This is a genomic window from Mycobacterium sp. BMJ-28 (genome assembly GCF_054404835.1).
The window spans coordinates 1,414,623-1,433,872 of the sequence record NZ_CM136783.1 but is presented as its reverse complement, the minus strand read 5'-3'; the positions used below and the strand labels follow the sequence as shown (position 1 = coordinate 1,433,872).

At 65.9% G+C, this 19,250-nt stretch carries 13 protein-coding genes; 4 read left to right on the top strand and 9 right to left on the bottom strand.

The features are described from left to right. Nucleotides 1-35: 35 nt before the first annotated feature. Both ACXPWS_RS07130 and ACXPWS_RS07125 read right to left on the bottom strand, forming a co-directional pair. Nucleotides 36-1,163 carry an acyltransferase family protein gene (locus tag ACXPWS_RS07130; RefSeq protein ID WP_458713438.1) on the bottom strand — a complete coding sequence of 376 codons (1,128 nt, stop codon included), beginning with the start codon at nucleotides 1,161-1,163 and terminating at the stop codon, nucleotides 36-38. 5 nt (nucleotides 1,164-1,168) lie between these two features. Beyond that, complete coding sequence (locus ACXPWS_RS07125) at nucleotides 1,169-2,857, bottom strand: DEAD/DEAH box helicase (protein WP_458711774.1); 1,689 nt, start codon at nucleotides 2,855-2,857, stop codon at nucleotides 1,169-1,171. A gap of 188 nt (nucleotides 2,858-3,045) precedes the next feature. Here ACXPWS_RS07125 and ACXPWS_RS07120 point away from each other — a divergent pair, with 188 nt between their 5' ends. Next, a complete protein-coding gene (locus tag ACXPWS_RS07120) occupies nucleotides 3,046-3,588 on the top strand; it encodes an LppP/LprE family lipoprotein (protein ID WP_458713437.1) in 543 nt (180 codons plus the stop codon). Nucleotides 3,589-3,626: 38 nt separating this feature from the next. Further along, the gene (locus ACXPWS_RS07115) at nucleotides 3,627-7,037 is read left to right on the top strand and encodes a TM0106 family RecB-like putative nuclease (protein ID WP_458711773.1); all 3,411 of its coding nucleotides are present in this window, start codon (nucleotides 3,627-3,629) and stop codon (nucleotides 7,035-7,037) included. Here the strand turns inward: ACXPWS_RS07115 and ACXPWS_RS07110 are convergent, their stop codons facing one another. The 6 genes from ACXPWS_RS07110 to ACXPWS_RS07085 all read right to left on the bottom strand — a co-directional run bounded on the left by ACXPWS_RS07110 (nucleotide 7,038) and on the right by ACXPWS_RS07085 (nucleotide 13,899). Beyond that, nucleotides 7,038-7,454 carry a hypothetical protein gene (locus ACXPWS_RS07110; protein WP_458711772.1) on the bottom strand — a complete coding sequence of 139 codons (417 nt, stop codon included), beginning with the start codon at nucleotides 7,452-7,454 and terminating at the stop codon, nucleotides 7,038-7,040. 24 nt (nucleotides 7,455-7,478) lie between these two features. Then, nucleotides 7,479-7,955 (bottom strand): hypothetical protein, encoded by a 477-nt coding sequence (locus tag ACXPWS_RS07105; RefSeq protein ID WP_458711771.1) that lies wholly within the window; start codon nucleotides 7,953-7,955, stop codon nucleotides 7,479-7,481. Then, nucleotides 7,955-9,952, bottom strand: a complete 1,998-nt coding sequence (locus ACXPWS_RS07100; RefSeq protein ID WP_458711770.1) for a TNT domain-containing protein — start codon at nucleotides 9,950-9,952, stop codon at nucleotides 7,955-7,957. The genes ACXPWS_RS07105 and ACXPWS_RS07100 overlap by 1 nt, the downstream gene beginning before the upstream one ends. Before the next feature lie 17 nt (nucleotides 9,953-9,969). Continuing rightward, entirely contained in the window at nucleotides 9,970-10,293 is a 324-nt protein-coding gene (locus ACXPWS_RS07095; RefSeq protein ID WP_458711769.1) for a hypothetical protein, read from the bottom strand. Nucleotides 10,294-10,568: 275 nt separating this feature from the next. Beyond that, nucleotides 10,569-12,611 carry an MFS transporter gene (locus ACXPWS_RS07090; protein WP_458711768.1) on the bottom strand — a complete coding sequence of 681 codons (2,043 nt, stop codon included), beginning with the start codon at nucleotides 12,609-12,611 and terminating at the stop codon, nucleotides 10,569-10,571. A 52-nt stretch (nucleotides 12,612-12,663) separates the two neighbouring features. After that, entirely contained in the window at nucleotides 12,664-13,899 is a 1,236-nt protein-coding gene (locus ACXPWS_RS07085; RefSeq protein ID WP_458711767.1) for a multidrug effflux MFS transporter, read from the bottom strand. Between the two features lie 173 nt (nucleotides 13,900-14,072). Here ACXPWS_RS07085 and ACXPWS_RS07080 point away from each other — a divergent pair, with 173 nt between their 5' ends. Continuing rightward, the gene (locus tag ACXPWS_RS07080) at nucleotides 14,073-14,825 is read left to right on the top strand and encodes a hypothetical protein (RefSeq protein ID WP_458711766.1); all 753 of its coding nucleotides are present in this window, start codon (nucleotides 14,073-14,075) and stop codon (nucleotides 14,823-14,825) included. Between the two features lie 241 nt (nucleotides 14,826-15,066). Continuing rightward, the gene (locus tag ACXPWS_RS07075) at nucleotides 15,067-18,711 is read left to right on the top strand and encodes a multifunctional oxoglutarate decarboxylase/oxoglutarate dehydrogenase thiamine pyrophosphate-binding subunit/dihydrolipoyllysine-residue succinyltransferase subunit (protein ID WP_458713436.1); all 3,645 of its coding nucleotides are present in this window, start codon (nucleotides 15,067-15,069) and stop codon (nucleotides 18,709-18,711) included. A gap of 83 nt (nucleotides 18,712-18,794) precedes the next feature. On the opposite strand, the gene ACXPWS_RS07070 is transcribed toward ACXPWS_RS07075, so the two are convergent. Beyond that, nucleotides 18,795-19,160: a DUF732 domain-containing protein gene (locus ACXPWS_RS07070; RefSeq protein ID WP_458711765.1), complete on the bottom strand. Its 366-nt coding sequence runs from the start codon at nucleotides 19,158-19,160 to the stop codon at nucleotides 18,795-18,797. Nucleotides 19,161-19,250: the final 90 nt, after the last annotated feature.

Here is a 19,250-nt window from a genome sequence, read left to right as displayed (position 1 = left end):
GGCACGGCTGGACACCGCTGCCTCCCCCGCGGTCATCACCGCACCCGGGTGAGGCGGTGCAGCAACCAGGCCAGCGGGATGGTCACCGCCAGCGTCCCGAAGAACAGCCACCACATCGGACCGGTGTAGACCGGATAACCCAGAATCTCCACCATCACCACTTCCATGACGACCAGGTGGATCAGGAAGATCTCGTAGGAGATCTCCCCGAGGAACACCATCGGCCGACTGCCCAGCAGTCGCGAGTACCAGCCACGGTTGCCCAATGCCAACGGCGCGACCACCAGAGTGGCGATCACGGCGTAGAACACAGTCTTGACCAGCGCCTCGCTCAGCTTAGTCGGCGACGTGGTCGGTTCACCGGCGATCGGGGTGGACGCGATGAGATAGCTGACCAATGCCAGCGGGATACACACCAACGCGTAAGCCCGCACCCTCATCGTCTGCAGCACCGCCAGCAACATGCCGCCGACGAACCACGCCAGATAGGTCGGCAGCCACAGCCGCGCGGCGTCGGGCAGATCGGGTGTGGAGTGCACCAGCACCAGCCACCCGGGGCTGATCGCGAACAGCCCGCACAACCCGCCGATCAGCAGTCCCGGCCGCCAGCGCCGCCGGCACAGCACCACCAGCAACAGCCAGGCGAGCAGCGGCAGCACGACATAGAAGGCGGCCTCCACCGCCAGGCTCCACATCTGGGTCAGCCCCTGATGCAGATAGGAGAACAAGTAGTTGTCGGTGTAGATCTGCGTCAGCGTCAGATTGCGCAGCAGGCCGGTCCAGTTGTGCCCGGGATTGGGGCCGGCCTCGCGGAAGTGGTACACGGCATAGGCGGCCAGCACCGTGACGATGTAGGCGGGCATGATGCGGCGCACCCGGTGCCAGGCGTAGCGGCGCACCGACGGCGCCGCCGCACCGTCCAACGCCGCGGAAACCCAGGGCCGGAACAGCAGATAGCCCGACAACACGAAGAAGATCGGCACCCCGATCTCGGCGCGGGACAGCAGCAGGCCGACGTAACCGTCGTTGTACCTGCCGGTGGTGTACGCCGCGTGGGTGAGCACCACCAACAGCGCGGCGACGGCGCGCACCCCGGTGAGCGACGAGACGCGGTCGACGGTGGCCGATTCGAGACCGCCCTGCGCGTCAGCTTCCCGTTGCAGCGCCACTACTCCTTGGGCCGGGACTTCGATCCGCGATCCAGTTGCAGATTGATCAGCACGCCCTGGATGCGGGTGTTCTCCAGGGCCTTGAAGACCTTGCCGGGCAACTTCGCCGGCAGTTCCACCAGTGAGTGGTCCACCCGGATGGAGATGTGCCCGAAGTCGCTGCGGTGCAGGCCGCCCTCATTGGCGATGGCGCCGACGATCGCACCCGGGGCGACCTTGTGCCGCTTGCCGACGGCGATGCGGTAGGTCGCCAGATCGCTGCGGGTGCTGTGCTTCTTGCGCCCCGGCCCGTCCTCGCGTGGCGCACGCTCCTCGCGCTCGCGCCGCTTCTCCGGCGGCGGCTCGGTCATCAGGAACGCCTCACCGTCCCGCGATTCCAGTGCCAGCGCGGCGGCGATATCGGCGATCGGCACGTCGTGGTCACGCTCGTAGTCCTCGATAAGCCTGCGGAACAGTTCGATCCCCGGCGCATTGAGCGCATCGCTGATCGAATCGTTGAACTTCGCCACCCGCTGGGCGTTGACGTCATCGACGCTGGGCAGTTCGATCTCGATCAACTTCTGCCGGCTGATCCGCTCGATCGACTTGAGTAAATGGCGTTCCCGCGGTGAGACGAACAGCAGTGCCGTACCCGAGCGGCCGGCCCGGCCGGTGCGGCCGATGCGGTGCACATAGGACTCCGGGTCGTGCGGGATGTCGTAGTTGAGCACATAGGTGATGCGGTCGACGTCCAGGCCGCGGGCGGCCACATCGGTGGCCACCAGGATGTCGATGCCCTTGGCACCGCCCGACTTGAGGTTGGCGATGGTCCGCTCGCGCTGCGCCTGGGCGATGTCACCGTTGATCGCGGCGGCCGAGAACCCGCGCGCCCGCAGCTTCTCGGCGACCTCCTCGGTGGCCTGCTTGGTGCGGACGAAGATGATCATCGCGTCGAATTCCTCGACCTCGAGGACGCGGGTCAGCGCGTCCATCTTGCGACGGCCGTCGACCTGGATGAACCGCTGGGTGATGTTCTCCGCGGTCGCGGTCTTGGTCTTGACGGCGACCTCGACGGCGTCCTGCAGGTACTTGCTGGTGATCTTGCGGATGGCCGGCGGCATGGTGGCCGAGAACAGCGCCACCTGCTTGTACTCGGGGGTGTCGGCCAGGATGCGTTCGACATCCTCGGCAAAACCCATCTGCAGCATCTCGTCGGCCTCGTCGAGCACCAGATAGTCCAGATGCGACAGGTCGAGGCGGCCCTTCTCCAGATGGTCGATGACACGCCCGGGCGTGCCGACCACGATCTGCGCCCCGCGCTTGAGCCCGGCCAGCTGCGGGCCGTAGGACGACCCGCCGTAGATCGGCAGCACGTTGATGCCGGGCAGATGGGCCCCGTAGCGGCCGAATGCCTCGGCGACCTGCAGTGCCAGCTCGCGGGTCGGGGCCAGCACCAGCGCTTGGGTGTGCCGGCTGGAGGGGTCGATCTTGGACAGGATCGGGATGGCGAACGCCGCGGTTTTACCCGTGCCGGTCTGGGCCAGACCGACCACGTCGGAGCCGGCCAGCATGGGCGGAATGGTCGCGGCCTGGATCGCCGAAGGCGACTCGTAGCCGACATCTTTGACGGCCTGCAGCACCGCCGGGTGAATCTGCAGGTCAGCGAAGGTCGTTTCGGCGCCGGTCGCGCCGTCATCAGGGGAAGTCATGTCAGGAGCAGTCTAGAGTGTGCAACCCACCCTGCCAGGCCAAGTCCGATCCCCGTCGCTTCGCTCGCCCAAGGCACGTCCGATCCCCGTCGCTTCCGCCCGCCCCGGGCACGTCCCTGGGCACGCCCCGGGTGCGTCCGAAAACACAGGTACGGTTCGGTGTTGTGCGGAGGGTGACGCTGGGGGCGATGCTGGCAATGGCAGTGACATCGGGAACGGTTCTGACGGCCTGCGGGTCCAGTGATTCGACGGTGTCCAAGACGCCGGAGGCCACCACCGGACACGGGCCGGCTCCCGCGGCCGCCACACCGGCACCCATCGTCACCCCGACCACCGCGGCGCCCGCGCCCGATCCGTGCGCGGTGAATCTGGCCGCGCCCGAGATCGCCAAGGCGGTGTCCACCCTGCCCCGCGACCCGCGCAGCAATCAGGCGTGGAGCCCGGAACCGTTGGCGGGTAACTACAACGAATGCGCACCGCTGTCGGTGGTGATCATCAAGGCCAACACCAACGCGCCGAACGCCAACACCCGGGCGGTGATGTTCCACCTCGGCAAGGTCATTCCCACCGGGGTGCCCGACACCTACGGATTCAACGGCATCGACGAGACCGCCAGCACCGGCGACACCATCGCCCTGAAGTTCAGCAATGGCACGCCCGGACTGGACAGCGTGGTGCGGTTCCGCTGGAACGGCAACGGCGTGGAATTGATCGGCAACACCGCCCGCTGACCACGAGGCATGTCGGCCCTCTCCCCTAGCCTGGGTTCGTGTTCCTCACCGATGGGGGCGAGGGTCTCGTCATCTACAGCGCCTCGGACCTGGCGGCCGCCGCCCGGTGTGAGTACGCGCTGCTGCGCTCCTTCGACGCACAACTGGGCCGCGGCCCCAAGGTGTCCTCCGCCGACGAACTGCTGGCCCGCACCGCCGCGCTGGGGCACGAGCACGAACAGCGCCATCTCGATACCCTGCGCGCCGACGGTGCCGTCACGGTGATCGGCCGGCCCCCGTACACCGTCGCCGGACTGACCGCAGCCGCCGAGCAGACCATGGCCGCGGTGGATCGCCGCGCACCCGCCATCTACCAGGCGGCGATGTTCGACGGCCGGTTCGCCGGATTCGCCGACTTCCTGCAGTTCGACGGCGAGCGGTACCGGCTGCGCGACACCAAGCTGTCCAGGTCGGTGAAGGTGGAGGCGCTGCTGCAGCTGGCCGCCTATGCCGACACGCTGGCCACCGCCGGGGTTCCGGTCGCCCCCGAGGTCGAGTTGGTACTCGGCGACGGCGCGGTATCGCGCTATCGGGTCGACGAGCTGCTGCCGGTCTACCTGCCGCGGCGCGCGGCCTTGCAACGGTTGCTCGACGAGCATCTGGCCGGTGATGCCCCGGTGTCCTGGGCCGACGAGAAGGTGCGGGCGTGCTTCCGGTGCCCCGAATGTGCGGAGCGCGTCCGCGATACCGACGACCTGCTGCTGGTCGCCGGGATGCGGACCAGTCAGCGGGCCCGGTTGCTCGACGCGGGCATCACGACGGTGCACGATCTGGCCGCGCACACCGGCCCGGTGCCGGAGTTGCCGGCCCGCACCGTTCATTCACTGACCGCGCAGGCGCGGCTGCAAATCGCCGAACGGGTCGACGGCAAGCCGCCGTTCGAGGTGGTCGACCCGCAACCGCTGATGCTGCTGCCCGATCCGGACAAGGGTGATCTGTTCTTCGATTTCGAGGGTGATCCGCTGTGGACGGTCAACGGCCGCGACTGGGGCCTGGAGTACCTGTGGGGCGTACTCACCATGACCGACGAGTTCACCCCCTACTGGGCACATGACCGCCCCGACGAACGCCAGGCACTGGTGGACTTTCTGGCCATGGTGCGCAAGCGGTTGAAGCGCTACCCGAAGATGCACATCTACCACTACGCCGCCTACGAGAAGAGCACGCTGCTGCGGCTGGCCGGCCGCTACGGCGTAGGCGAAAACGAAGTCGACGACCTGCTGCGCAACGGCGTGCTCGTCGACCTTTATCCATTGGTGCGCAAGAGCATTCGAGTCGGTACCGAGAGCTACAGCATCAAGTACCTGGAACCGCTCTACATGGGCGGTGAGCTGCGTGACGGCGAGGTGACCAACGCCGCCGATTCCATCACCCAGTACGCCAGGTACTGCGCGCTGCGCGACGACGGCCACGCCGACGAAGCGGCCAACGTCCTCAAGGAAATCGAGGACTACAACCGCTACGACTGCCGGTCCACGCGCAAGCTGCGGGACTGGCTGATGGCTCGGGCCATCGAATCGGAGGTGCCACCCCGCGGCCCACAACCGTTGCACGCCTTGGCCGCCCAGGGCGCCGTGGAGATCGCCGACGATCTGGACCGCACGCTGATGAAGTTTGCCGGCGACGGCACCGAAGAACGCGATGCCGCGCAGCAGGCGGTGGCGATGTTCGCCGCCGCGCGCGCCTTCCACAAACGCGAAGACAAGCCGTTCTGGTGGGCCCATTTCGACCGGGTCAACAATCCGGTCGACGAATGGGCGGACAACAACGACGTCTTCGTCGCCGAACGCGGTGAGGTCATCACCGACTGGCACCAGCCTCCACGGGCCCGCAAACCGCAACGGCACGTGCGGCTCTACGGCGAGATCGCCACCGGTGAACTGGCCAGGACGATGTACGCGCTCTACGACCCGCCGGCGCCCGCCGGGCTCAGCGAGGACCCCGACCGCCGCGGGTACGCCACCGTCGAGATCGCCGACTGCGACAACCCGGAGGCACCCACCGAGGCCCTGATCGTGGAGAAGCAACCGAAGGACGGCGAGCTCTTCCATCAGCTGCCGTTCGCGCTGGCGCCGGGTCCGCCGATCAGCACCCGGCCCCTGCAGGAAGCCATCCAGACCACCGCCGCGGCGGTCGGCGCCGGCCTGCCCGCCCTGCCCGCCGACGCCGTGACGGACATCCTGCTGCGTAGACCACCACGCTCGGTGAGCGGCGGCCCGCTGCCCCGGACCGGTTCGGCCGTCGACGACATCACCACCGCCACCCTCGATCTGGATTCGTCCTACCTGGCCGTGCACGGCCCACCCGGCACCGGTAAGACGTTCACCTCGGCCCGGGTGATCGCGCGACTGGTCGGTGCGCACGGTTGGCGCGTCGGGGTGGTGGCCCAGTCACACGCCGTGGTGGAAAACCTGCTGGACTGTGTCGTCGAGGCGGGCGCCGACCCGCAACGGGTCGGCAAGAAAAAGGGCAACCCGGACGCTGCATGGACGCTGGTGGCCGAGAAGGACTACCCGTCGTTCATCACCGACGGACCCGGTTGCGTGATCGGCGGCACCGCATGGGATTTCGCGAACGAGACCCGGGTACCGCACCAATGCCTGGATCTGTTGGTGATCGAGGAGGCCGGCCAGTTCAATCTGGCCAACACGATCGCCGTGGCACGGGCCGCGCGCAACCTGCTGTTGCTCGGCGACCCGCAGCAACTGCCACAGGTCAGCGCGGGCACCCATCCGGAACCGGTGAACGAGTCGGCACTGGGTTGGCTGGTGCAGGGTGCCCACACCCTGCCGGAGGAACGCGGCTACTTCCTGGACGTGTCCTACCGGATGCATCCGGCCGTCTGCGGACCGGTGTCGCGGCTGTCCTACGACGGCAGGCTGCGCTCGGATCCCGAGGTCAGCCCCGCGCGGCGGCTGGCCGGAATTCAACCCGGGATGCGGCTTCATCCCGTTGCCCACCTTGGTAACTCGACCGACAGCCCGGAGGAGGCAGACGCGATCGTCGCCGAGATCGGCCGGCTGCTCGGCACGTTGTGGACCGACGAGCAGGGCAGCACGCCGCTTCGCCAGGACCACATCCTGGTGGTGACGCCGTACAACGCGCAAGTGGTGACGCTGCGCCGGGCACTGGATGCGGCCGGGTTCGACGATGTCCAGGTCGGCACGGTGGACAAGTTCCAGGGCCGTCAGGCGCCGGTGGTGTTCGTCTCCATGACGGCGTCCTCGATCGACGACGTGCCGCGCGGAATCGGCTTCCTGCTCAACAGGAACCGCCTCAATGTGGCGATCAGTCGGGCCAAGTACAGCGCGGTGATCGTGCGCTCGGCGGCGCTCACCGATTATCTGCCCGGCCAGCCCGACGGCCTGATCGACCTGGGCGCGTTCCTTGCGCTGACCGCAGCGCAGTGATCAGAACTTGTCGGACCCCGATGCCGCAGCATCTTTGGCTCCTGCCGAGCGCGACTGCATCCTCGTCCGCATGGCCACCCGCTCGTTGACTACGACCTGTGCATCAGGATGCCTAGCTGCTGCCCTGAATGTTGCGGGGCGGCAATTCAAACCGACGTAGCGGCGGAAGGCCATCACCACATGAACTCTTTTGCCCTTCGTTGTGAGATCTTTCTTTACTGCTATCAAGATCGACCAGTCACCTTCCCGTAGGCGCCAGGAGACCTTTGCTTGATTTGAACAGAATTTGGTCAGCACTCGCTGCCTACTTCGATCGACGAGGTGTTGAACCGCAGCAGATTTGACCATTTTCAGTTTTTTCCATGGTTTTGAAAGCTTTTCAGCGGCCGTCGCGTTGTTCATCAGGTTTATGACCATGCCGCGAATACGATGAAAAACTATTCACGCATAACTCTTATTTATCATGCGCTCAATTTCCTCGAACGAATAAGATATCAGATGACTGAAAATCGTTGCATTTACCACCGACAGGATTGCCCACTCAGAATTCAACGATATTTTGTATCCGCCATCAACCTTTGTTACGTTGACTTGAGGAGAAAAACCTTGTTTAGCGAGATCCGCGCCCAAGGGTCCCGATGCCAAAGAAGAAAAGGCAGTAGTCGACCAGTCCCATAAGAGATATTTTTCAGCGAGCGAGAAACTGGAGACGGTGGCTACTGCATTCCGTCGCTGGTTGCGGTCGTTGACGGTATCCATCACCCACCAAGAATCTTCTTGGTGAAGATGCACGGTGTAGTCATTCGAGTGGAAACTTATCGCATGGTCAGCATTCTGTATCAAAACGGATACATCGCCACCGCCGATAGCGGGTCCCAGCTGTTTCCATAGCGTATCGATTCGTGCGAAATCAGACATTAGTATTTTACCTCTCGTAGGTATCCCCATCTGACAAGCTCTTCGACACTCCCATTGTTCCCGGCATCGTCTAGGATTCGGTACTGGGTGCCGCCGCCAGGTTGATGAAACCACGGTGCGGCTTGAGACTGCTCGATCCGCCACCCTGGCGGTAGTCCGACCTGATTGTTTACCTCGTATGTGAAATAGGGCTTCTCGGAAGACCCTGGAGGTAGGGCGCGTTCAGCGAATGGAACGCCTTCGGGCGATACCCACGATCCCCCCGGATACCCGAACCTGTCGAGTGTTGCGCCTTGGGGTAGTTCGGCGTTCGGGATCACTGTTCCTTGTATGGCGTATGGCTTGCTGGGCAGGGAGTCATCAGGGTAGACAAGGCTGCCGTCTGGTTTGGTGAATTCTGGTCCGGGCGGGGTGGGTTGATAGTTGTCGAATAGGGGCGTGTCCAGTGGCAGTGGGTGTGGTCCGCTGTTCACGGCTGGGGGTGCCGCGACGTGTTGTGTTGGTGCGTCAGGCGTTGGGGTGTGGCTGCTGACGTCGCCGTGATTTGGGTGTGTGGGTGGGTGTCCCGCGCCGGCGAGATCGTCTAGTGCGGTGGTGGGTTTGACGGCGGTAGCAGGGATGTCAAGAAATTCATGGGTCAGGGCGCCACGAGCGGTGATTGCTTCGGGTCCTAGCGCGGCGGATCCTGCGGTGACGGTGAGGTCGGCGGCGGCGTGTGCCCACTCTTCTTTGTTGCGGGGCAGAGGTGGTTCGTCGGGGTGACGCTCTTCGTAGCCCAGGGGGTCGACCATCGGGTTGTCGAAGGCTCCGGCGACCATCCCCTTCCAGGACTCGACAACTCCGGGTGAATCTGGACCGCCCAACCCGGTCAGGTTCGCAACGGTCTGCTCTAGCCCGTCCTTGATGTCTGAAAGTCGCTCACCGTAGAAGTCCGAGAACGACGGATCCCAGACACTGGCGATTCCAGTGGGCTCAACAGAGTTCGGTGTGGTCGCGAGGTGCTCGGCGAGACGATGGCCGCTGTCCAGGAAACGGTCGATAGCGGCGTCCATGGCTTCGGCAGGCACGCCTTGAGCGGTAAGCATGGCGCGCGCGGCATCGACGACTTTGGGGTCGGCTTTCAGTTCCTGGGCTGACGGGACCTGACTGAGTACCCGCAGACGTCGTTGATCGAGCGCAATGTTCAACCCTGGTGCGACGACGTTCATTGCATCATCGAGGGTGGCGGGTTGATCTGGTCGGGTGGTCTTGCCTTCGCCGAGTAGTGCGTCCAACGGTGACGGTGATGTCGTTGCGAGTGGCGGTGTGTCGGCTGTAGTTCCTGGGGGCAAGATCATGTCCTGCCAAGTTGGTGCGCCAGTCGGAAGGTCGGTGGTCCCCGAGGTTTTGGACACGGGCTGTTCGGGCGCTGGGTCGGGTTGTCCGGTGGCGCGGGCGATCACTTGCATTATGTCGGTGAATGCGGACGCGAAGTTGATGTGCTCAGCGACCGCGTTCTGCATTTCGTTGATCTGTTCGGCGGTTGTTTGTTCAGCGGTCCACCATTTCTCGGCGGATGCTTTTAGTTCGTCAGCGGCGTCTCGGATGGCTTGATGGTTCTTGGCAGCGGTCTGTTCGGAGGTACCTTCGGGCGGGTCGTAGGTGATGCTCAAGTCCTCATTAACGGTGACGCCTTCGTAGGATTCGGCGTTGGCGATGATCCGCTGAGCATTCGATAGTGCTGGCATCAGCTGGGAGGACACGATGTTCGCGATCTTCTGTGAAGCGGTGTCCACGGCGTCACGGGCGGCTGAGACCGCGCTGTAGTCCTGTCCAGCGCGGGCCTGCGCCGCCTCGGCGGTAGCGCCTTCCCAATAAGAACCCCCGGGCCGTTCCACATGCCCTTTGTAGGTTTCAGTATGAATTTCCAGGGTGGTGAACGCCTTTTTCCAGTCGTCCATCAGATCGAGGACGTGCTGCGGGTTTGTGTCGAGAACCAGAGTTTTCGTCGGGGTCATGCTCGTGTGGTTTAAGGCTAGGGGCGTTGCGGTTGCAGTGTCGGGATCGCGTTGACCACGGTGAGAAGTTGCTCGTCGGTCGTGACAAATCCTCGGCGTGCTATTTCGATCATTTCGGCTATCTTGACGAATCGTGCCGCGACTACCGATCGGATGAACGGAGTTGTCCCGGTCGCCATTGACTGCGCAGCGGCCAGGGAGGGGACCACGCCCTCAGCAACAGTGCCGGTCACAGAAATCGACGACGGCAACCCCTGCCTCACTTCGCCAGCGAGGTCCTGAACCTGCGGCAACAGTCGTCCCATCGCCGCCAAATCAGCAACAAGTGTCTCCTCAGCCACAGTGCCCCTACCCCAGTTCAGCAAACCTGTCGCAGTCGACTGTATCCGACGTGAATGCTGTCCTCGAGCAGATGTATCAAGCGGTCGCGGCGGTCATCGAAGACGAAGTGCAATGCCCATCGGGGTACGGGCTTTTGATGCAGTTCAGGCGGCAGGGTGCGACCAGGTAGTTCACGCGACTGGTCGCCCTGAACGCGCCCAATGGTGGTGGTACCAACCCTTCCAACCCTTCCAACCCCAAGCACCACCCTCGACCAACTAGGTCGTCGACAACATCAGTCGTCGCGGGAGTGCCTGCCGCGGCTGGGCCGGGAATGTCTGCCACCGGAATCCGGATCGGCTTCATCGGTGGGCGGTTGCAGCGGCTGCAGGTAATTGTGCTGATCGGTGTGAAAACCGTTGTGGGCGTGGCCGATCTCGTTGGCGGGTTCCTCTTTGAGCAGATCGTCGAGGATGCTGCGCCAGGCGCGCGGTGGCTCCGGCATGGGCTTGGGCGGCGGCGGGGGCACCGGCTCAGCGGGCACCACCGGCTCGTCGAGCACGCGTTCCCAGCTGTCGACGGGACCACCGTGCCAGGTGTCGGCCGGCGCATGCAGCGGATGCTCGACGTGTGCGTACAGCGGCTCGGTCTCGGGTTCGTCCGCTCGTATCGCGGGCAGCAGGTCGGTCGGTGCGTCCGCGCCCGGGATGGGGCGGGGGCGCAGGCCCGGGGCGTCTGCCCAATCCACCGTGTACTCGATGTAATCGTCCTCGTCGTGCCAGTGCTCGTCCACCGAATGCTGGGCGGGCGCCGGCAGCCGCGGCGCGGGCAGACCGGTGACCAATCGCGGCGCCCCGGCACCGGAGCCGCGCAGGTACAGCGCGGCAACCACGCCGAACAGCGCCACGAACGCGGGCAACAGCAGCGACTGGGACAACGCGGCCGAGAATGGTTCATGCAGGAACTCCGGCAGGACGGTGGCCTGCCCCTCGGCTCCGGCGGGTGCGGTGGCGCCGCCGGGCAGCTCGGCCCCGATCCGCGCGGTCATGAAGGCCGCCATGCCGGCACTGCCGAGTACCGAGCCGACCTGTCGAGTGGTGTTGTAGACACCCGATCCGGCGCCGGCCAGCTGCGGCGGCAGGTTTCGGGTCGCGGTGGCCGCCAGCGGTGACCAGATGAACGCCATCCCCGCGCCCATCACCGTCAGCGGCAGCAGCAGCCGCCAGATCGGGGTGCTCGGCGTCAGCTCGAGCGACAGCCAGGTCAGCCCGATTGCCATGGCCGAGAAGCCGAATCCGATGATCGGCGCGGGGTGGGCGCGGTCGACGATGCGGCCCACGAACGGGGCCAGTACACCCGTCGCGATCGCCATCGGCGCGGTCAACAACGCCGACCGGGTGTAGGACAACCCGCATACGGCGGGCGCGTAGAACATCACCGGCAGGATCATCGCGGTGACCGTGAAACCGATCACCGCGATACCGACATTCGCCCAGGTGAAATCGCGGTCCCGGAAGATCTTCAGCGGAATCAGCGGCTCGCGCGGGTTGACGGCCTGCCAATAGACGAACGCGGCCATGAACCCCACGCCCGCAACGATGGTGGCCCAGATCCAGGGCGCCCAGTGATGCGATTGGCCCTCCTGCAGGCCGAACACGATGAGGAACATCGCGATGCCGGACAGCGCCACACCGAGCAGGTCGAAACTGTGCTTCTCGGTGGGCAGCACCGGAACCAGCCACACCGCCAGCGCCAGGCCGATCACGCCGATCGGCACGTTGACGAAGAAGATCCACTGCCAGCCCAACCCGTCCACCAGGACACCGCCGGCCAGCGGCCCGACCAGGGTGGCGACCCCGGCCGTGGCGCCCCACACGCTCATCGCCACACCGCGGCGCTCCGGCGGGAAAATACGGGTGATCGTCGACAAGGTCTGCGGGGTCAGCAGGGCGGCACCGATGCCCTGCACCACCCGAGCCGCGATGAGCATCTGGATCGACCCGGACAGGCCGCACCACAGTGAGGCCAGCGTGAAAACCGTCAGCCCGATCAGGTAGAGGTTCTTCGGCCCGAACCGGTCACCGAGCCGTCCGGCCACCAGCAGCGGCACCGCGTAGGCCAGCAGGTAGGCGCTGGTCACCCAGATGACGCCGTCGTAGTCGGTGGCCAGTGCCTCCATGACGCGTTTGTTGGCGACGGCGACGATCGTCGAGTCGACCAGGATCATGAAGAACCCGACAAGCATCGCCCACAGGGCGTGCCAGGGGTTGGCTTGCCGAGCGGTCCCGGTCAGCCGGGTGGCCGGAGGCAGGCGTCGATCAGTCAGGTTCTCGGGCATCTACTCGGGTATCGGGGAGGGCGGCGCCACCGACGCGCCGTTCCCCGACAACTTACGCCGCGTCGTGGACGTGTTCGCCGACCGGCGCGTCGACCGACCCGGACGTACCGGACCCGACCGCCAGCAGTGCGAACAAGGCAATGCTCGATCCGACCACCATCACCGATGCCAGGGCAAACTCGTTGTTGCCGAGCACACCGACCAGCGGTGCCACGGCGGCGCCGAGTCCGAACTGGGCCGCGCCGAGCAATGCGGCGGCCGTCCCGGCCGCGTCGGTGTGCCGGGACAGCGCAACAGCCGGGGCGTTCGGGATGACCAGGCCCATGGCGGCGAGGATCAACCAGACCGGCACCAGGAATCCCCACAGCCCACCCACATGGCCCAGCGCCAGCGCCACGAACACCGCCGCCGTGACCGCCGAAACGGTCAGCGACCACAAGGTGATGGTCTGCGGTGTGAACCGCCGCAGCAGCAGCACGTTGGCCTGGGTGGCCCCGATCAGCGCGATCGCTCCGGCGGCGAACACCAGCGCGAAAGCCTGCTGATCCAGGCCGTACCGGCCTTGCAGCACGAACGGTGCGGCGGCGATATAGGCGAACAGCCCCGCCATGCCCAGGGCAGCGACCAGGACCAGGATGACGAACCGCGCATCGCGCAGCAGTTCGCCGTATGTGCCGATGATGTTGCGGAAATGCAGTGGGCGCCGGTGCGATACCGGCAGCGTCTCGGGCAGCGCAAGCACCGCGAGCAGAAGGAGGCCACCGGCGAGCACCACCAGCGCAGCGAACACCCAATGCCAGGACGCCTTGAGCAACACGGCCGCACCCAGCGACGGCGCGATCACCGGCGCCACCCCGAGCACCAGCATCAGCCTCGACATCACCGTCGCGGCCACGGTGCCGGTGTACAGGTCACCGACGACGGCGACCGCCACCACCGACGCGGCCGCGGCGCCGAAACCCTGCAGGCCCCGCCCCAGGCCCAGCACCACGATGTTCGGCGCGAACAGGCAGATCAGCGACGCGACCATGTGCAGCGCGATACCGGCCATCAACGGCCGACGCCTGCCCAGCGAATCCGACAACGACCCGACCACCAGCTGCCCCACCGCCAGCCCGGCCAGAGTGCCGGTCAACGTCAGCTGCACCACCGAAGAGGACACCGACAGGTCATCGGCGATCCGCGGCAGGGCAGGCAGATACATGTCGATGGTGAGGGGGCCCAGCGCGATCAGCAGGCCCAGCACCGCGATGATCCGGATGCGGCTCGGGGTCTGGGTCGCTTCCACGCTCAGGGATGTTGCCACGGTCAGAGGCAGCGTCGCACGCCGGTTTTTTCTTCCACGCAGGGCGAACAGTGACTGCCGTCACGTTCGGGCACCGGAGGTCCCGGGTCCGTCGTTGGACCAGAGTTAGCCTTGATGGGCATACCGCGCACGGGATTTTCACAGGAGACACAGCGATGAACGCTCGGTCCAGTAGCACCAGCCGGCTTCCGGCGACACAGGACAGCCGCGACGACGATCCCAGCGCGGCCGCCAAGGTACTTTCCCAGCTGCTGGAACGCAGCACCCGACTGCAGGCGCCGGCGGTGACGGCCTATGTCCGCCGGCTCCGGGACAAGAAGCCCGATGCCACCCCCGCCGAGATCATCGCGAGCCTGGAGAAGCACTACCTGGCCGCGGTGATGGCCAGCGGCGCGGCGGTCGGGTCTGCCGCCGCGTTCCCGGGTATCGGCACCCTGGTCGCCATGTCGGCGGTGGCAGGCGAGACCGTCGTGTTCCTGGAGGCCACCTCCGTGTTCGTGCTCGCGGTGGCCGAAGTGCACGGGATTCCGGCCGATCACCGGGAGCGGCGCCGTGCCCTCGTACTGGCGGTACTGGTCGGCGATGACAGCAAGCACGCCGTCGCCGATCTGCTGGGCACCGGGCGCACCAGTGGCGCCTGGCTCTCCGACGGGGCCGCGACGCTGCCGCTGCCCGCGGTGTCCCAGCTGAACAGCAGACTGCTGCGGTTCTTCGTGAAGAAGTACACCCTCAAACGCGGCGCCATCGCCTTCGGCAAGCTGCTGCCGGTCGGCATCGGTGCCGTGGTCGGCGGGGTGGGTAACCGGCTGATGGGTAAGCGGATCGTCGGCAACGCCCGCCGGGCGTTCGGCAGTCCGCCGCCGCGATGGCCGTCCACCCTGCTCGTGCTGCCCGCGCCGCGGGACTAGAACGGGGCAGTGACATAACAGGCCATATGTCAGCCCGGGTCGGCGGCCCGGTACCTCAGCGCGACGTGCCTGGTCGGGCCGCGACCGGAAGCGATAGCCTTTAAGGCGGCCGAGCGCGGGTAACCGCACACACGTGGTGGGCTGCATCACGCGCCCGCAGTAGTAGATGGAATCGAGGCGAAGAACTGCCGTGACCAGTTCCCCATCCCCCTTCGGACAGAACGAGTGGCTGGTCGAGGAGATGTATCGCAAATTCCGCGAAGATCCCTCCTCGGTAGATCCCAGCTGGCATGAATTCCTGGTCGACTACTCACCGGAACCGGTGACCGACACGGCCGCCGGTAACGGCGCCGCCCAGCCCGCGCCCGCCGCAGCATCGGCCCCCGCCCCGGCGCCGGTGAAAGAAGCGCCTGCCAAAGAAGCTCCCGCCAAGGCCGCGCCCGCCGCGGCCCCAGCTGCGGCGAAGGCCCCGGCCAGCCCTAGCCCCAAGCCCGCCGACGACGCCGAGGTCTCGGTGCTGCGCGGCGCCGCCGCGGCCGTGGTGAAGAACATGAACTTCTCGCTGGAGGTCCCCACCGCCACCAGCGTGCGGGCCATCCCCGCCAAGTTGATGATCGACAACCGCGTCGTGATCAACAACCACCTCAAGCGCACCCGTGGCGGCAAGATCAGCTTCACCCACCTATTGGGGTACGCGATCGTGCAGGCGGTCAAGAAGTTCCCGAACATGAACCGGCACTTCGCCGAGGTGGACGGCAAGCCCAGCGCCATCACGCCCGCACACACCAATCTCGGCCTGGCCATCGACCTGCAGGGCAAAGACGGCAACCGGCAACTCGTCGTGGCCGCTATCAAGCGTTGCGAGACAATGCAATTCGGCCAGTTCATCGCCGCATACGAGGACATCGTGCGGCGCGCCCGCGACGGCAAACTGACCGCCGAGGACTTCTCCGGCGTGACCATCTCGCTGACCAATCCGGGCACCATCGGCACCGTGCACTCGGTGCCGCGCCTGATGCGCGGCCAGGGCGCCATCGTCGGCGCCGGCGCCATGGAGTACCCGGCCGAGTTCCAGGGCGCCAGCCCCGAGCGGATCGCCGATCTGGGCATCGGCAAGCTCATCACCCTGACCTCGACGTACGACCACCGCATCATCCAAGGTGCGGAGTCCGGCGACTTCCTGCGCACCATCCACCAACTGCTGCTCGACGACGAGTTCTTCGACGAGATCTTCCGCGAGCTGGGCATCCCGTACGAGCCGGTGCGCTGGCGTATCGACAACCCGGATTCGATCGCCGACAAGAACGCCCGCATCATCGAACTGATTGCCGCGTACCGCAATCGCGGTCATCTGATGGCCGATATCGACCCGCTGCGCCTGGACAAGACCCGGTTCCGCAGCCACCCCGACCTGGACGTGCTCACCCACGGCCTGACGCTGTGGGACCTGGACCGCGAGTTCAAGGTCGACGGGTTCGCCGGCAAGGAGTACAAGAAACTCCGCGACGTGTTGTCGGTGCTGCGCGACGCCTACTGCCGTCACGTCGGTGTCGAGTACACCCACATCCTGGAGCCCGAGCAGCAGAAGTGGCTGCAGGAGCGCATCGAGGTCAGGCATGAGAAGCCGACCGTTGCCGAGCAGAAGTACATCTTGAGCAAGCTCAACGCGGCCGAGGCATTCGAGACTTTCCTGCAGACCAAATACGTTGGGCAGAAGCGCTTCTCACTCGAAGGTGCCGAGACCGTCATCCCGATGATGGACGCCGCCATCGACGTGGCCGCCGAACACGGCCTCGACGAAGTGGTCATCGGCATGCCGCACCGCGGCCGGCTCAATGTGCTGGCCAACATCGTCGGCAAGCCGTACAGCCAGATCTTCGGTGAGTTCGAGGGCAACCTGAACCCGTCTCAGGCGCACGGCTCCGGTGACGTCAAGTACCACCTCGGCGCCAGCGGCACCTACCTGCAGATGTTCGGGGACAACGACATCGAGGTCTCCCTGGTGGCCAACCCCAGCCACTTGGAGGCCGTCGACCCGGTGTTGGAGGGCCTGGTCCGCGCCAAGCAGGATCTGCTCGACAAGGGCGACGGTCCCGACGGTTTCACCGTCGTGCCGATGATGATGCACGGCGACGCCGCATTCGCCGGCCAGGGTGTGGTGGCCGAGACGCTCAACCTGGCGCTGCTGCGCGGCTACCGCACCGGCGGCACCATCCACATCATCGTGAACAACCAGATCGGCTTCACCACCTCGCCGCAGGATTCGCGCTCCAGCGAGTACTGCACCGACGTCGCGAAAATGGTGGGGGCACCGATCTTCCACGTCAACGGCGACGATCCGGAAGCCTGCGTGTGGGTGGCCCAGCTGGCCATGGAATTCCGCCAGGAGTTCAAGAAGGACGTCATCATCGACATGCTGTGCTACCGCCGGCGCGGGCACAACGAGGGCGACGACCCGTCGATGACGCAGCCGGAAATGTACGACGTGATCGACCACAAGCGCGGTGTGCGCAAGACCTACACCGAGGCGCTGATCGGCCGTGGCGACATCTCGATCAAAGAGGCCGAGGACGCCCTGCGGGACTACCAGGGTCAGCTGGAGCGGGTCTTCAACGAGGTTCGCGAGCTGGAGAAGCACACCATCGAGCCGAGCGAGTCGGTGGAGTCCGACCAGCTCACCCCGAAGGGGTTGAACACCGCTGTCGACAAGTCCCTGCTGGCCCGGATCGGCGACGCACACCTGGCCGCGCCGGAAGGTTTCAACGTGCACCCGCGCGTCCAGCCGGTGCTCGACAAGCGCCGCGAAATGGCCTACGAGGGCAAGATCGACTGGGCGTTCGGTGAACTGCTGGCGCTGGGAACCCTTGTCGCCGAAGGTAAGACGGTCCGGTTGACCGGCCAGGATGTGCAGCGCGGCACGTTCACCCAGCGGCACGCGGTGATCGTCGACCGCAAGACCGGTGCCGAGTTCACCCCGCTGGATCTGCTGACCACCGACGCCGACGGCAATCCGACCGGCGGCAAATTCCTGGTGTACAACTCGGCGCTGTCCGAATTCGCCGCGGTCGGTTTCGAGTACGGCTACTCGGTGGGCGATCCGGACGCAATCGTGTTGTGGGAGGCGCAGTTCGGCGACTTCGTCAACGGTGCACAGTCGATCATCGACGAGTTCATCTCCTCCGGCGAGGCCAAGTGGGGCCAGCTCTCCGACGTGGTGCTGCTGCTGCCGCACGGCCACGAGGGCCAGGGCCCCGACCACACCTCGGGCCGCATCGAGCGGTTCCTACAGGTGTGCGCCGAAGGTTCGATGACCGTGGCCCAGCCGTCCACCCCGGCGAACTACTTCCACCTGCTGCGCCGGCACGCGCTGGACGGTATCCACCGCCCACTCATCGTCTTCACCCCGAAGTCGATGCTGCGCAACAAGGCTGCGGTCAGCGACGTGAAGGACTTCACCGAGATCAAGTTCCGTTCGGTGCTCGAGGAGCCCACCTACGAGGAGGGCATCGGCGACCGGTCGAAGGTCAAGCGGGTGCTGTTGACCAGCGGCAAGATCTATTACGAGCTGGTGGCCCGCAAGGCCAAGGAACAGCGCGACGACATCGCCATCGTGCGCATCGAGCAGCTCTACCCACTGCCCAAGCGCCGGCTGGCCGCCACGCTGGACCAGTACCCCAACGTGCAGCAGTACTTCTGGGTGCAGGAGGAGCCGGCCAACCAGGGCGCGTGGCCGACGTTCGGGCTGTCGCTGCCCGAGCTGCTGCCGGAGAAGCTGACCGGGATCAAGCGGATCTCCCGACGGGCGATGAGTGCGCCGTCCTCGGGTTCCTCGAAGGTGCACGCCGTCGAGCAGCAGGAGATCATCGACGAGGCGTTCGGCCAGTAACCCATCGCAGACGCGTTTGTGCGGTTTGATCCGGGACACACCGGTCCCAGCGGATCAAACCGCACAAACGCGTTGGGCGGGTGTCAGAAGCCGGGCAGTCCGAACGGCAGCGGCGACTCGCCGTTGGCCAGTGAGGCGACCGCGCCGGGGCAGAACGCCTGGATCGCCAGGCCGGTGAACATGGTGGCCGGCCCGAGCGACTGGCCCAGGGTGTCGGCGACGTGCGCGGCGGCGTCGGCGGCCTGCTGACCGGGTTCGGCGAGCATCGGGCAGACCGACTGGCCGACCTGCGTGGCGGTGCCCGGGTCGATATCGCCCAGCCCGGACGCGTCGAGCGTCGACACGAACGAGTCGACACTGTCGTCGGCTTGGGCGGGGCTGGCCAGAGACAACGCGACGGCGCACGCAGCCAGGGGTGCCGCAAGCGCGGCAATCCGGGTTCGGTTCATGACACGAGTATCGCCGCTGTTTCTGTGCGCGTTACCCGATACCCGCGGTACCGACGGTTGCCGCTAAGCTCGACGCCAGTCGAAACCGCC

What these genes read in the sequence shown, in the direction of transcription:
- ACXPWS_RS07070 (WP_458711765.1), bottom strand. Translation starts at nt 19,160, where the DNA reads ATGAACCGAACCCGGATTGCCGCGCTTGCGGCACCCCTGGCTGCGTGC.
- ACXPWS_RS07110 (WP_458711772.1), bottom strand. Translation starts at nt 7,454, where the DNA reads ATGGTCATAAACCTGATGAACAACGCGACGGCCGCTGAAAAGCTTTCA.
- ACXPWS_RS07100 (WP_458711770.1), bottom strand. Translation starts at nt 9,952, where the DNA reads ATGACCCCGACGAAAACTCTGGTTCTCGACACAAACCCGCAGCACGTC.
- ACXPWS_RS07080 (WP_458711766.1), top strand. Translation starts at nt 14,073, where the DNA reads ATGAACGCTCGGTCCAGTAGCACCAGCCGGCTTCCGGCGACACAGGAC.
- ACXPWS_RS07105 (WP_458711771.1), bottom strand. Translation starts at nt 7,955, where the DNA reads ATGTCTGATTTCGCACGAATCGATACGCTATGGAAACAGCTGGGACCC.
- ACXPWS_RS07090 (WP_458711768.1), bottom strand. Translation starts at nt 12,611, where the DNA reads ATGCCCGAGAACCTGACTGATCGACGCCTGCCTCCGGCCACCCGGCTG.
- ACXPWS_RS07075 (WP_458713436.1), top strand. Translation starts at nt 15,067, where the DNA reads ATGTATCGCAAATTCCGCGAAGATCCCTCCTCGGTAGATCCCAGCTGG.
- ACXPWS_RS07125 (WP_458711774.1), bottom strand. Translation starts at nt 2,857, where the DNA reads ATGACTTCCCCTGATGACGGCGCGACCGGCGCCGAAACGACCTTCGCT.
- ACXPWS_RS07120 (WP_458713437.1), top strand. Translation starts at nt 3,046, where the DNA reads ATGCTGGCAATGGCAGTGACATCGGGAACGGTTCTGACGGCCTGCGGG.